15 protein-coding genes are annotated in these 13236 nt (G+C 64.5%); 9 read left to right on the forward strand and 6 right to left on the reverse strand.

What is annotated here, in order from left to right; translation table 11 throughout:
- Window position 1 precedes the first annotated feature (1 nt).
- From KBW95_RS14900 to mpl, 3 genes are read right to left on the reverse strand one after another with little or no spacing between them, the layout of a single operon-like run.
- The gene (locus KBW95_RS14900; RefSeq protein WP_211524166.1) at window positions 2-583 is read right to left on the reverse strand and encodes a chorismate lyase; all 582 of its coding nucleotides are present in this window, start codon (window positions 581-583) and stop codon (window positions 2-4) included.
- Complete coding sequence (locus KBW95_RS14905; protein ID WP_211524165.1) at window positions 580-1173, reverse strand: YqiA/YcfP family alpha/beta fold hydrolase; 594 nt, start codon at window positions 1171-1173, stop codon at window positions 580-582. The genes KBW95_RS14900 and KBW95_RS14905 overlap by 4 nt, the downstream gene beginning before the upstream one ends.
- Window positions 1170-2555 (reverse strand): UDP-N-acetylmuramate:L-alanyl-gamma-D-glutamyl-meso-diaminopimelate ligase, encoded by a 1386-nt coding sequence (gene mpl, locus KBW95_RS14910; protein WP_211524164.1) that lies wholly within the window; start codon window positions 2553-2555, stop codon window positions 1170-1172. The genes KBW95_RS14905 and mpl overlap by 4 nt, the downstream gene beginning before the upstream one ends.
- 81 nt (window positions 2556-2636) lie before the next feature.
- Between mpl and KBW95_RS14915 the strand changes: the two genes are divergently transcribed.
- The 8 genes from KBW95_RS14915 to KBW95_RS14950 all read left to right on the forward strand — a co-directional run bounded on the left by KBW95_RS14915 (window position 2637) and on the right by KBW95_RS14950 (window position 9802).
- On the forward strand, window positions 2637-3281 hold the full coding sequence (locus KBW95_RS14915; RefSeq protein WP_211524180.1) for a hypothetical protein: 645 nt from the start codon (window positions 2637-2639) through the stop codon (window positions 3279-3281).
- Window positions 3278-3838: a TlpA disulfide reductase family protein gene (locus KBW95_RS14920; protein WP_211528630.1), complete on the forward strand. Its 561-nt coding sequence runs from the start codon at window positions 3278-3280 to the stop codon at window positions 3836-3838. The genes KBW95_RS14915 and KBW95_RS14920 overlap by 4 nt, the downstream gene beginning before the upstream one ends.
- A 165-nt stretch (window positions 3839-4003) precedes the next feature.
- Window positions 4004-4435: a type II 3-dehydroquinate dehydratase gene (aroQ, locus tag KBW95_RS14925; protein WP_211524179.1), complete on the forward strand. Its 432-nt coding sequence runs from the start codon at window positions 4004-4006 to the stop codon at window positions 4433-4435.
- Between the two features lie 96 nt (window positions 4436-4531).
- Window positions 4532-5008, forward strand: a complete 477-nt coding sequence (accB, locus tag KBW95_RS14930) for an acetyl-CoA carboxylase biotin carboxyl carrier protein (protein WP_211524162.1) — start codon at window positions 4532-4534, stop codon at window positions 5006-5008.
- A gap of 102 nt (window positions 5009-5110) precedes the next feature.
- The gene (gene accC / locus KBW95_RS14935; RefSeq protein WP_211524161.1) at window positions 5111-6505 is read left to right on the forward strand and encodes an acetyl-CoA carboxylase biotin carboxylase subunit; all 1395 of its coding nucleotides are present in this window, start codon (window positions 5111-5113) and stop codon (window positions 6503-6505) included.
- 2 nt (window positions 6506-6507) lie between these two features.
- Window positions 6508-7464 (forward strand): 50S ribosomal protein L11 methyltransferase, encoded by a 957-nt coding sequence (gene prmA, locus KBW95_RS14940; RefSeq protein ID WP_211528631.1) that lies wholly within the window; start codon window positions 6508-6510, stop codon window positions 7462-7464.
- A 3-nt stretch (window positions 7465-7467) separates the two neighbouring features.
- Window positions 7468-8847: a DUF3426 domain-containing protein gene (locus KBW95_RS14945; RefSeq protein ID WP_211528632.1), complete on the forward strand. Its 1380-nt coding sequence runs from the start codon at window positions 7468-7470 to the stop codon at window positions 8845-8847.
- Between the two features lie 13 nt (window positions 8848-8860).
- On the forward strand, window positions 8861-9802 hold the full coding sequence (locus tag KBW95_RS14950; protein ID WP_211524158.1) for a carbohydrate kinase family protein: 942 nt from the start codon (window positions 8861-8863) through the stop codon (window positions 9800-9802).
- Between the two features lie 112 nt (window positions 9803-9914).
- On the opposite strand, the gene KBW95_RS14955 is transcribed toward KBW95_RS14950, so the two are convergent.
- Both KBW95_RS14955 and KBW95_RS14960 read right to left on the reverse strand, forming a co-directional pair.
- A complete protein-coding gene (locus KBW95_RS14955; RefSeq protein ID WP_211524157.1) occupies window positions 9915-10439 on the reverse strand; it encodes a YggT family protein in 525 nt (174 codons plus the stop codon).
- A 123-nt stretch (window positions 10440-10562) separates the two neighbouring features.
- A complete protein-coding gene (locus KBW95_RS14960; RefSeq protein ID WP_211524156.1) occupies window positions 10563-11831 on the reverse strand; it encodes a transcriptional regulator in 1269 nt (422 codons plus the stop codon).
- Window positions 11832-11852: 21 nt separating this feature from the next.
- On the opposite strand from KBW95_RS14960, the gene KBW95_RS14965 reads away from it, so the two are divergent.
- Window positions 11853-12077: a hypothetical protein gene (locus KBW95_RS14965; protein ID WP_211524155.1), complete on the forward strand. Its 225-nt coding sequence runs from the start codon at window positions 11853-11855 to the stop codon at window positions 12075-12077.
- A gap of 252 nt (window positions 12078-12329) precedes the next feature.
- Here the strand turns inward: KBW95_RS14965 and KBW95_RS14970 are convergent, their stop codons facing one another.
- A complete protein-coding gene (locus tag KBW95_RS14970) occupies window positions 12330-13226 on the reverse strand; it encodes a LysR family transcriptional regulator (RefSeq protein WP_211524154.1) in 897 nt (298 codons plus the stop codon).
- Between the last annotated feature and the right edge of the window lie 10 nt (window positions 13227-13236).

The raw sequence follows: 13236 nt of genomic DNA on the forward strand, positions 1-13236 counted from the left end.
GTTATTTCGTGTTCTTTAATGGTGCGGACGCCACCAGCTCCAGCACCTCCGGCAAGAATACCTCGGTGACCAGCAGCAGTCCTTGACGGCGGCGATAGACGCAGCGCCGCGCATAGTAAACAGTCTCTTTCAGGCCGCCGGCCGCGGCGCGCACGCGCTCGACCAGCGGATGGCCCGCGCGCAGGCGCGCGAACTCCAGTTGCCCCCGCTCGACCTTGGGGTCGTAGAACAGGGTCGTTCCCAGCGAGCGCTCGCCCAGCGCCGAAAACAGCGGCCAGTCGCTCGCGCTGCAGTGGCGCGGCACGACGGTGTGGCCGAAGACCACCGGCCGGCCGTCGCATTCGAGCAGCACTTCGCGCTCCCACACCTTCTCCGGGCGCGGCAGGCCGATGGCGCGCGCCTCGTCGGGCAGGCAGAGGGCGCTGTTCTGGTGCAGGCGGTGCACCCGGAAACGCTCGCTGTGCGCGATCAGGCGCGCGGTCAGCGAGCCTTTGGTGGTCAGCCAATCTTCCATCCGGCTTGGCGCGCGCACGGCGAGGACGTGCGGCTGCCAGGCCGCAAGGCGCAAAGAACCGCCCCTCACTGCACCGCGCCCGCTGACATCAATTGCGGATTACAGAATGCCAGTACCTCGTCCACATACTCCGGGAATTCCGGGATCGCATGGTCGCTGCCCTGGATCACATGCTGGCGCGCGCCCGCATAGTGGGCCACCATGTCGCGGTAGTCGAGCACTTCGTCGCCGGTCGCGGCCAGCAGGAAGTAGCGCTCGGGCTTCGTGATCTTTTCCACGCGCAGCCCGGCCAGCTCGCCGATGTATTCCTGCTTGAACTCGAAGGGTTCATCCGAGTGCCAGGCAGTCGTGACGCCGACGTGCTTTTCCAGGTTCTTCAGGGGATTCACCGCCGGGTTGATCAAGACCGCCGGCACGTCCAGGCGTTCCGCCAGCCAGGTGGCATAAAAGCCGCCCAGCGAGGAACCGACGATGGACAGGTCGTGCGGCGCATGGCGTTCGGCCAGCAGCAGGGCGAGTTCCATCGCCTCCTTCGGCGAGGCCGGCAGTTGCGGGCAGATCAGCTCATGCGCCCGTCCCAGCTCTTCCAATCTCTTCTGCACCACGCGCGCCTTGAAGGAACGCGGCGAGGAACGGAATCCGTGCAAATACAAAATCATGGAGCCAGGGCGTCGAGCAGTTTCTGGTGCACGCCGCCGAAGCCGCCGTTGCTCATCACGAGGATGTGGTCGCCCGGCTGGGCTGCCTGCACCACGGCCTGGACCAGGTAGTCGAGCTGGTCGAAGCTGTGGGCGATCGCGCCCAGCGGTTTCAGGGCGTCGGCCAGCGACCAGCCCAGCGCCTGCTGGCTGCCGAAGCCGAACACCAGGTCGGCGTCCTTCAGGCTGCCCGGCAGCGCATCCTTCATCGCGCCCAGCTTCATGGTGTTCGAGCGCGGCTCCAGCACGGCCAGGATGCGGCCGCTGGTGCCAATCTTCTGGCGCAGGCCGCCCACGGTGGTGGCGATCGCGGTCGGATGGTGGGCGAAGTCGTCGTAGACGGTCACGTTGTTGACCACGCCGCGCACTTCCATGCGGCGCTTGACGCTCTGGAAGCGCGACAGCGAATCGATGGCCTGGGCGGCCGGCACGCCGACGTGGCGCGCGGCGGCGATCGCGGCCATGGCATTCGAACGGTTATGGTGGCCGGTCAGTTCCCAGTGCACGGTGCCCTGCATCTCGCCCGGTCCGCCGCCGCGGTTGAAGAGCACGTCGAAGCTGCTGCCGCCCGGGTGCTCGATCAGGCTCCAGTTCACGCCTTCGGCCGCGCCGAACGTTTCCTTCTCGCTCCAGCAGCCGCGCTTGAGCACGCGGGCCAGCGAGGCTTCGTCGCCGTTGACGACCAGGCGGCCGACGCCCGGCACGGTGCGCACCAGGTGGTGGAACTGGGTTTCGATGGCGCCAATGTCCGGGAAGATGTCGGCGTGGTCGTATTCGAGGTTGTTCAGCACCGCCGTCTTGGCGTGGTAGTGCACGAACTTGCTGCGCTTGTCGAAGAAGGCGGTGTCGTACTCGTCCGCCTCGATCACGAAGAAGTCGCTAGGCTTGTCGCCGTGCAGGCGCGCCGAGATGCCGAAGTTCATCGGCACGCCGCCGATCAGGAAACCCGGCGCATAACCGGCGTCTTCCAGGATCCAGGCCAGCATCGAGGTGGTCGTGGTCTTGCCGTGCGTGCCGGCCACGGCCAGCACCCATTTATTACGCAGGATGTGCTCGCCGATCCATTGCGGGCCGGATACATATGGCAGGCCGCGGTTCAGGATCTCTTCGATCAGCGGATTGCCACGGGTCATGACATTACCGATCACATACAGGTCGGGATTCAGCGAGACCTGTTCCGGGCCATAACCCTGGATCAATTCAATGCCCTGGGCTTCCAGTTGGGTGCTCATTGGCGGATAGACGTTGGCGTCGCAGCCCGTCACGCGGTGGCCGGCTTCCTTGGCCAGGACCGCCAGGCCGCCCATGAAAGTTCCGCAAATACCAAGAATATGAATGTGCATGGCAAGTAATGTCCGTTTGGCGAATACGCGATTCTACCCGAGCCGCCGTCATTTTCCGTTCAGAGTATGATTGGCCTCATGATGATGCCGACTCAGAACAACGATCTCCTCCAGTTGCGCGCCGAGATCGCCCTCACGGCCGCGCGCATGATTGCCCAGGATGGCGCCGACTACGCGACGGCAAGGCGCAAGGCGGCGCGCCAGGTCCTCGGCGTCGACGATCCCAAGCCCAATATGATGCCGGACGACGGCCAGATCGAGGACGAGGTGCGCAAGTACCTGGCCCTGTTCGGCGGCCCCGAGCATGGCGAACGCCTGGGCAGCCTGCGCGCCACCGCCCTGCAGGTGATGGACGCCCTCTCCGAATTCCGCCCTTATCTTACTGGCGCCGTGCTCAACGGCACGGCGGGCGAGCACGACGCAATCCACCTGCAATTGTTCGCGGACAGCGCCAAGGAAGTAGAGATCTATTTACTGAATCGCAATGTTAATATTGAGATCTCGGAAACCCCGCACTTCAAGGGGGGCCGCCATGCGCCGGTCGAGACCGTGAGCTTCACGTGGGGCAAGGAAGATGTCCACGCCGAGCTCTACGAGTTCCACGACTTGCGCGGCGCCCTCAAGCCGAGAGCCGACGGCCGCCTGCAGCGGGTCGACGCGGATGGGCTGCGCGCCCTCTTGAAGACCGACGGGAATACGGACGAGACTCTGGAACAGGACGAATGAACAAGAAACACATGGCCGCCTACGCGGCCGTCGCCGCCATGTTCGGCGTGATGGGCGCGCTCGTGGCCATCAACAAGAAAGAACCTTCCCCGCAGACCACGGCCTATGCCCCGACCGGCGGCAAGCCGCACACTGCCGTGGGCCAGCTGTTCGCGCAATCGCTCAACGACCTCGAGGGCAAGCCGCAGGCGCTGTCCCAGTGGCAGGGCAAGCCGCTGCTGGTGAACTTCTGGGCTACCTGGTGCGCGCCCTGCGTACAGGAAATGCCGGAACTCTCGGCCCTGGCGGGCGAGGACGGCGGCAAGCGTTTCAACGTGATCGGCATCGGCATCGATTCGCCGTCGGCCATGGCCGAATTCGCCACGAAACTGAAGATTGCCTATCCTTTATATGTGGGTGGCATGGGCGGCACCGAGCTGTCGCGCGGCTTCGGCAATACCGCGGGCGGCCTGCCCTATACCGTGCTGATCGGCGCGGATGGCCAGGTACGCAAGACTTACCTGGGCAAACTGAAGTTCGACGAATTGCGCGCCGATCTCGCCAAACTGAACGGATAATCCCGAAGAAGCGCGCAGAAAAAGCCGTCAATACAAACACTTATCGAACGGTCGTACGATTCCATCTTCGGCGAAACTGCGTTTATCCACGGATAATTTTACCGCTTGCCAATAGCTGAGCTTGGCGGCACAATGCCTGACTTTCGGGCAACCAGACTCCTTATGATGGCAAAAAAGCTACTGCTGCTTAACGGCCCCAACCTCAATTTATTGGGGACCCGGGAGCCGGCGGTGTACGGCGCGACCACCCTCGCCGACATCGAGAAGGCAGCGGCGGACCAGGCCCGGGCGGCAGGCGCGAGCATCGCCTGCTTCCAGAGCAACCATGAAGGAGCCCTGATCGACCGCATCCATGCCGCCCGCGAGGAAGGCGTGGACGCCATCGTCATCAATCCTGGCGGCCTGACCCATACCAGCGTAGCCCTGCGCGATGCGCTTGCTGCGGTGGCGATTCCGTTCGTGGAGGTGCATATTTCGAATATCCATCAACGCGAAGCCTTCCGGCACCATTCGTATTTGTCGGCCATCGCGCGCGGCGTGATTTGCGGACTGGGGCCGGACGGATATCGGTTTGCCATCGACTTCGCACTTAAATAGCGTTAATCTACGTCAACTTCATGTATCAGCGGCCGCGCGGCCACCACCTTCGCGCCGGCCTGCTCTCTTAAAACGAATAATTCCAAGGGGTTTCACATGGATCTACGAAAACTCAAGACTTTGATCGACCTGGTCGCTGAATCGGACATCGCCGAACTGGAAGTGACCGAAGGCGAAAGCAAGGTTCGCATCGTCAAGTCGTCCGCAATCCCGCAGAATCAAATGGTGGTCATGCCGCCGCAGGGCGTGCAGCATTTCGCCGCTCCGGCACAGCACGCAGCCCAGGCTGCGGCCCCGGCGGCAGCGCCGGCCGCACCGGCCGTCGCCGCCGAACCGAGCGGCCACGTGGTCAAGTCGCCGATGGTCGGCACCTTCTACCGTTCGTCGGCGCCGGGCGCTCCGGCCTTCGTCGAAGTCGGCCAGAACATCAAGGAAGGCGACACCCTGTGCATCATCGAAGCGATGAAGCTCCTGAATGAAATCGACGCCGACGTGGCTGGCGTTGTCACCAAGATCCTCGTGGAAAACGGCCAACCGGTCGAATTCGGCCAGCCGCTGTTCGTGATCGGCTAATCCAGCCCGGCCCGGCGGCATTCCCGGCCGCCAGCTCATCCATGTCGTGTCCGGCGCTTGCTTGATAGCCGCGCCGGTTTTCACTGAAACACCGAACCTACCATGTTTGAAAAAATCCTCATCGCCAACCGTGGTGAAATCGCGCTGCGTATCCAGCGCGCCTGCCGCGAGCTGGGCATCAAGACGGTTGTCGTTCACTCCGAGGCCGACAAGGACGCCAAGTACGTGAAGCTGGCGGACGAATCCGTCTGCATCGGCCCGGCGCAGTCGACGCTCAGCTACCTGAACATGCCGGCGATCATCAGCGCGGCCGAAGTCACCGACGCCGAAGCGATCCACCCGGGCTACGGCTTCCTGTCCGAGAACGCCGACTTCGCCGAGCGCGTGGAAAAATCGGGCTTCGTCTTCATCGGCCCGCGTCCGGAATCGATCCGCCTGATGGGCGACAAGGTGTCGGCGAAGCAGGCCATGATCAAGGCCGGCGTGCCTTGCGTGCCGGGCTCGGACGGCGCCCTGTCGGACGATCCGAAGGAAATCATCCAGACCGCGCGCAAGATCGGCTACCCGGTCATCATCAAGGCGGCCGGCGGCGGCGGCGGCCGCGGCATGCGCGTGGTGCATACCGAAGCGGCCCTGCTGAACGCGGTCCAGATGACCAAGACCGAAGCCGGCACCGCTTTCGGCAATCCGGAAGTCTATATGGAGAAGTTCCTGGAAAATCCGCGCCACGTGGAGATCCAGATCCTCGCCGACGAACACAAGAACGCCGTCTGGCTGGGCGAGCGCGACTGCTCGATGCAGCGCCGCCACCAGAAGGTCATCGAAGAAGCGCCGGCGCCGGGCATCCCGCGCAAGCTGATCGAGAAGATCGGCGACCGCTGCGCCGAAGCCTGCCGCAAGATCGGCTACCGCGGCGCGGGCACCTTCGAATTCCTGTACGAGAACGGCGAGTTCTACTTCATCGAGATGAACACCCGCGTCCAGGTCGAGCACCCGGTCACCGAGATGATCACCGGCGTCGACATCGTCCAGGAACAGATCCGCATCGCCTGCGGCGAGAAGCTGCGCTTCCGCCAGCGCGACATCATGCTGTCGGGCCACGCGATCGAGTGCCGCATCAACGCGGAAGACCCGTTCAAGTTCACCCCGTCGCCAGGCCGCATCACCGGCTGGCACCCGCCGGGCGGCCCTGGCATCCGCGTCGATTCGCACTCGTATGCGGGTTACTATGTGCCACCTCATTACGACTCGATGATCGGCAAGGTAATTTCTTACGGTGCCACTCGCGAGCAGGCGATCCGCCGCATGCAAATCGCGCTCTCCGAAATGGTGGTCGAAGGTATTCTTACCAACATCCCGCTGCACCGCGAGCTGATGGTGGATGCGCGCTTCATCGAAGGCGGCACCAACATCCACTACCTGGAGCACAAGCTGGCTTCCAAGCCGGACCTGCCGAAGGAAACCGCGATCGGCGCCAAATCGGAAAGCAAGGCATAAGCATGAGCTGGACTGAAGTCGTCATCGAGATCGCCCGCGAGCACGCGGAAGCGCTGTCCGACGCCCTGATGGAGGCGGGCGCGCTGTCGGTCTCGGTCGAAGACGCCGACGAAGGCACCGAGGCCGAGAAGCCTCTGTTCGGCGAGCCGGGCATGGAGCCGAAAGAGGCCGCCTGGGACCGCAGCCGCGTGGTGGCGCTCACTGACACGGACGCGGACCAGTTCGCGATCGTCCAGGAAGCCGCCAACGCGATCCAGCTGCCGGTCGTCCCGTCCTTCACCACCCGCGCGGTGGCGGACGCCGACTGGGTGCGCCTGACCCAATCGCAGTTCGAGCCCATCCACATCGGCAAGAACATCTGGGTCGTGCCGAGCTGGCACGAGGCGCCGGACCCGAACGGGCTCATCCTCGAGCTCGATCCCGGCCTGGCCTTCGGCACCGGCAGTCACCCGACCACCCGCCTGTGCATGGAATGGCTGGAAGCCCATCCGGCGCCGGGCAAGTCGGTGCTGGACTACGGCTGCGGCTCGGGCATCCTGGCGATGGTCGCCAAGAAGCTGGGCGCGGACGACGTGGCCGGGGTCGACATCGACCCGCAAGCCATCGAATCGGCGCGCGCCAATGCCGAGCGCAACAAGGTCGCCATCGACTACTACCTGCCGGACGCGTTTGCCGCCGCGCCGAACGAGCGCCATGCCAAGGGCCAGTTCGACATCGTGGTGGCCAACATCCTGTCGAGCCCATTGAAGCTGATGGCGCCGATGCTGTCCGGCCGCGTGGCGCCGGGCGGATCGCTGATCCTGTCGGGCGTGCTGGCGCGCCAGGCCGAGGAAGTGGCCGCCGCCTACGCACCTTTCATCAAGCTGGGCGTCTGGGCCGAGCAGGACGGCTGGGTCGCCCTTCACGGGACGCTCGGCCAGGACACTCTACCCGCGCCGCGCTCCGCCCCAGGCGGCTGACGCATGGCGCTGGCCACCCAATGCCCCCACTGCGGCACGATGTTCCGTGTCGCCGCGGACCAGCTCAAGCTGCGCGGGGGCATCGTGCGCTGCGGCGCCTGCCAGCAAGTCTTCGACGGTAACAAGGGGCTGGTCGATCTCTCGGCCGCCCCGCCCGTCCCTGCTCCGCCAGCTCCGGTGGACCAGGTTCCCGCAGCACCCGCTCCCGAACCGTTTCCTGCTCCGGCTTCCGCTCCGGCTCCCGAAGCCGACGAGCAGCCCGCGCCCGTCGAGGCCCGGGACGAGGATGGCGTTCCCATCTACACCCTCGAATTCGACCGCACCTTCTCGCCCTTCGGCATCATTCCGAAGGTGAGCGCGGAAGAGCAGGCGCATCACATTGCGCATCACGTCGAAGATGCTCCACCGGAGCCGGAACGCGAAACCCCGCCTGCCGAAACGCCGGCGGAAGAACCCGAACGGCCGGCGGAGCCGATCATTCCCGAGACGCCCGAAACTCCGGCATCCGAGCCGGCCCCGGTTGAGACCTCCGTTGCGGCGCCAGTAGCTGCGCAGGCGGCTGCCGAGGCCGACGGCGGCGACACGGCGGTGCTCGACCTGCCGGTCGACGAGGAACTGGTGGCCGCGCCGCCGCCCGACGTCCACGACGAATCCGTGGAAGCGCCGAAGCCGTCGCGCCGCGCCGTCGCGGAAGACGCGCCTCCCCTGCTGCTGCGCGAATCCTCCGGCGGCCAGGCGCCGTTCCAGCCGCCGCCGCCGCCGCCCAAGACCCCGCGCGCCCGCGCCGCCGAGTCGCGCGCGCGCCGCTCCAAGCTCACGCCGACCAAGATCGAGCCGCCAAAACTGCGCGTGCCGGAATCCGACGAGCCGGAGTTCGTGCGCCGCAGCCGCCAGCGCGAACAGTCCGGCAAGGCCGTGCGCATCGCCCTGGCCGTGGGCAGCGTGCTCCTGCTGCTGGCGCTGGCCACGCAGGCGGCCTATTCCTTCCGCGACACGCTGGCGGCCCGCTATCCGGGCATGCGCCCTGCCCTCGCCTCGCTGTGCGGCGTGCTGGGCTGTCAGGTCGGGCTGCCGGCCAACATCGAGAAGCTCGTCATCGAGACGGGCGAACTGACCACCCTGGGCGGCAACGCCTACAGCTACACCACCCTGCTGCGCAACGAAGGCGCGCTGGTGCAGGCCTGGCCGAGCATCGAGCTGACCCTGTCCGACGCGGACGACAAGCCGCTGGTGCGGCGCGTGTTCGGCCCGCGCGATTATCTGCCGCAAAGCGTGCCGGCCAGCTCCGGCATCGCCGCCCGCGCCGAGCAGCCGGTGAGGCTCCACTTCCGGCTGGAGGGCCTGGAGCCGTCCGGCTACCATATCGCCGTTTTCTACCCCTGAAAGTTTTCACACCATGACTCACACCGCCCTGATCTGCGGATCGATCGCGTTCGACAAGATCATGCAGTACCACGGCCGTTTCGCCGAGACCCTGCTGGCCGACCAGCTGCACCGCGTGAACGTTTCCTTCCTGGTGCCGACCCTGCGCACCGAATACGGCGGCTGCTCGGTCAACATCGCCTACAACCTCAAGCTGCTGGGCGGCGATCCGCTGATCATGGGCACCATCGGCCAGGATGGCGGCGACTACCTCGAGCGCCTGGGCAAGCAGGGCATCGCCACCCGCGGCATCCGCACCATCGCCGATGCCTACACCGCGCAGTGCTTCGTGACCGCCGACCAGGACAACAACCAGATCAACGCCTTCCACCCGGGCGCGATGCAGTTCTCGCACGAGAACAGCGTGGCCGAGCAAGGCCCGCTGCGCGTGGCGATCATCTCGCCGGACGGCCGCGACGGCATGATCAAGCACGCCAGGGACTGCGCCGAGCTGGGCGTGCCCGTCATGTTCGATCCGGGCCAGCAGCTGCCGATGTTCTCGGGCGAGGAGCTGATCCGCTTCATCGACCAGGCCAGTTACCTGGCGTGCAACGACTACGAATTCGAGATGGTGATGGACCGTACCGGCCTGACCCTGGCGGATATCGCGGGGCGCCTGGAAGCCCTGATCGTCACGCGCGGCGGCGAAGGTTCGGACATCTACGCCGGCGGCGAGCACCACCGCATCCCGGCTGTGCCGGCGGCCGAGGTGCTGGATCCGACCGGCTGCGGCGACGCCTACCGCGCGGGCCTGCTGTACGGGATCGTCAATGGGCTGGACTGGCCGACCAGCGGGCGTATCGCCAGCCTGCTGGGTTCGATCAAGATCGCGCGCCAGGGGGCGCAGAACCACAGCTTTACGAAGGAAGAGTTCGATCAGCGGTTTGAAGCGGCGTTTGGGTACACCTTCCGCTGATCGTTAGGACGCGTTACACGCGTCAACACTAAGCACATAAAACTTGGGTTCCCGCCTTCGCGGGAACCCAAGTTCGTTCTAGAGCCACGCCACTCTCAGCGCAGCTCAGCAATCACATGAACACCTGGCGCAAAATGAACTGAATGATCTGGATAAGCACCAGCGCCACCAGCACCGACAGATCAATCCCCCCAATCGGCGGCACCACACGCCGGATCGGCCGCAAAATCGGCGTATTCAGCGCGTGCACGAAGGGCGCCAGCGGCGCATTCGGATTCACCCAGCTGAAGATCGCATCGATGATCAGGAGCGCCATGAAGCCGTACAGGATCCAGTTCAGGAAGCGGTAGAGCGCCCCCAGCAGCACCATCTCGCCCGTCGCACCGGCCAGCAGCATCACCGAGCTCGCGATCAGCACCATCAGGAAAGCCCCGATCAGGCTGGCCCAGTCATAGCCGCCCATTCCCGGCACCAGGCGCCGCAGCGGCAATACCAGCCAATCCGTCAGGGTGAAGGTGAACTGGCCGATCTGCATCGGCGGACGCACGCGAATTGCCTGCATCCAGAAACGCAGCAGCAGCAGTCCGCCGAGCAGACCGGCGGCGGTATCGACGAGAAACTGAAGAATAGACAGCACAAACACTCCTCAAAAAAAAACCGCTGTGCGAACGATCACACAGCGGTATTTTGCCTGAACCAGGCAGGACTGGCTATGACGCGCGGAACAGCCTGGCTGCCACGCGCCTCATGCCTGCCGGCCTTACGGACGGCTGCTGGTCGGGAAAGGCCATGCGGCCGGAGCCAGCACGGTCTTCGCGGCCGGCGCGGTCGATGCCGGCTTGGCTTCCGCCTTGCCGTCAGCCTTGTTCTCGGCCTTGGCTTCCGGCTTGGCTTCCGCCTTGCCGTCGGCTTTGGTCTCGGCCTTGGTTTCCGGCTTGGCTTCGGCCTTCACTTCCGGCTTGGCTTCAGCTTTCTTGGCGGCCGGCTTGGCTGCAGGCTTGGCTGCGGTCTTGGTGGCAGCAGGCTTGGCGGCAGCAGTCTTGGTCGCGGCAGGCTTGGCGGCAGCGGTCTTGGTGGCAGCGGCCTTGGCCGGAGCAGCAGCTTTCTTGGCGGCCGGTTTAGCAGCTGCTTTGGTAGCGGTTGCTTTCTTGGCTGCCGGTTTAGCAGCTGCCTTGGTAGCGGTCGCCTTCTTAGCTGCCGGTTTGGCGGCGGCTTTCTTGGCTGCCGGCTTGGCGGCGGCTTTGGTCGCGGTCGCTTTTTTTGCTGCCGGCTTAGCTGCTGCCTTGGTTGCGGTCGCTTTCTTCGCTGCCGGTTTTGCTGCGGCTTTTTTAGCAGCCGGTTTCGCGGCGGCTTTTTTAGCTGCCGGCTTTACTGCCGACTTTGCAGCGCTGGCCTTTTTGGCTGCCGGCTTGGCGGCTGCCTTTTTAGCTGCCGGCTTTGCTGCGGCTTTTTTAGCTGCCGGCTTGGCAGCGGCCTTTTTAGCTGCTGGCTTGGCGGCGGCTTTCTTTGCTGCCGGCTTGGCGGCGGCTTTGGTCGCGGTCGCTTTCTTGGCTGCCGGTTTAGCGGCTGCTTTGGTGGCGGTCGCTTTCTTCGCTACCGGTTTTGCTGCGGCTTTGGTCGCGGTTTTCTTTGCCGCCGGTTTTGCTGCGGCTTTCTTTGCTGCAGGTTTTGCGGCTGCTTTGGTAGCGGTCGCTTTTTTCGCTGCCGGTTTTGCAGCAGCTTTGGTTGCGGTCGCTTTCTTCGCTACCGGCTTGGCTGCCGATTTTGCAGCGGTTTTCTTTGCTGCCGGTTTTGCGGCTGCCTTGGTGGCGGTCGACTTGGCGGCGGTCTTGGTTGCTGCAGCTTTCTTGGCTGCCGGCTTGGCTGCCGGTTTAGCTGCCGACTTCGCTGCCGGTTTAGCCGCTGCCTTGGTAGCGGTGGCTTTCTTAGCTGCCGGTTTCTCTGCTGCGGTCTTCGCGCTCGCCTTCGTCGACGACGAAGGCGCGCTCTTTGCTGCTGCCTTTGCTGCTGGTTTCTTAGCGGTTGCCATTTTTTTTCTCCTTCATCTGCGATGAAAATTACGCTCGAGGTTGAAACCCGCCAGGTCACTTCCATGTCCCGGCGAATTATTCATCGGCCCAAACCAAAACGATTTACGCCAATGAATCCGGCACCGGCTGAACTGCTGCAACTCCTCATCGTTGCAGCACTTCAGCCAACGTCGACAGGTCACCGTCCATTTGCGTTTCACATCGCTACCCTTGCGGGCGCGAAAAGAAAAAGCCGCCTTGCCTGAACTGAAGGTCAGGCAGTGCGGCTTGTTCTTTTCGCTTCGCTTACGTGCATACCGAGTGGATCAGCGTCCTATTATTGATCGATTATGTGTGCGGATGCCCGCGACAATAACACATGTTCTCGTTTTGACAAATTCAATCACGTAAAGTACACGAAAACTTTGTGAGTTCGCAACCGATAGACCGCAAAAAATCGCTGCGATTCGCATCGATGCGCGACCAGATGTGAGATCACGCACACAAAAAAATCGCGGTCACATCGATTCGCTTTTCAAACGCTCGACGAACCAGCGGCCCGCAGGTCCCGGCGGCTGGTCCTTCAAATAGATTGCGTGCATCGAGAAGCCTGCGCCGAGCAGCGGATGGACTTCGAGCTCGATGCGCACCAGCGCGCCGCGCGCGAGATCGCCCTCGACCATGTGCAGCGGCATCGATCCCCATCCCATGCCGGCGCGCAGGAAGGCATGCTTGGCGCCGAGATCCGCGAGCCGCCATACCTGCGGCGACAGCACCCCGTAGTTGCGCCCCTCGGTCAGTGTCGAGCGATCGGTGAGCACGAGCTGCACGTGTTTCGCGGCCTCGGCGCGCAGCACCTTGCGCCTGGCCGCGGCGAGCGGATGACCGGGCGCCGCGACCACGACCGAAGGCACCGCGAGCAGGTATTCGGATGCGCACTCGGTCGGCACCTCGGGCAGCGAACCGATCACCGCGATACGGCAGCGGCCGTCGAGCAGCGGCTGCACCACCGCGCCGAGCGCTTCGACATACAGGCGCAGCGGCGTGGTGGGAAAGCGATCGTGGAAGTCCTTCACGGCGGCGGTGAGCGTCTCGATGGGGAACATGACGTCGACCGCGACCGCGAGTTCGGCCTCGAGTCCCTGCGCGAGCGTGCGCGCCCTGGCCTTGAACGCATCCATGCCGTCGGCCGCATGGCGCGCTTCTTCGAGCAGCGCGCGGCCCGCTTCCGTCAATTGCGGATAGCGGCCGCTGCGATCGAACAGCGCGAAGCCCACCTGCAGTTCGAGATTGGCGAGCGTGTGGCTCACCACCGATTGCGCGCGGCGCAGCTTGCGGCCCGCGGCGGAGAAGCTGCCTTCGTCGGCTGCGGCGATAAACGTGCGCAGCTGGTCCATGGACATCCCGTCGAGCATCTATCGTCCC

It is taken from the genome of Massilia sp. ZL223 (genome assembly GCF_018119395.1).
Taxonomy (GTDB): domain Bacteria; phylum Pseudomonadota; class Gammaproteobacteria; order Burkholderiales; family Burkholderiaceae_D; genus Telluria.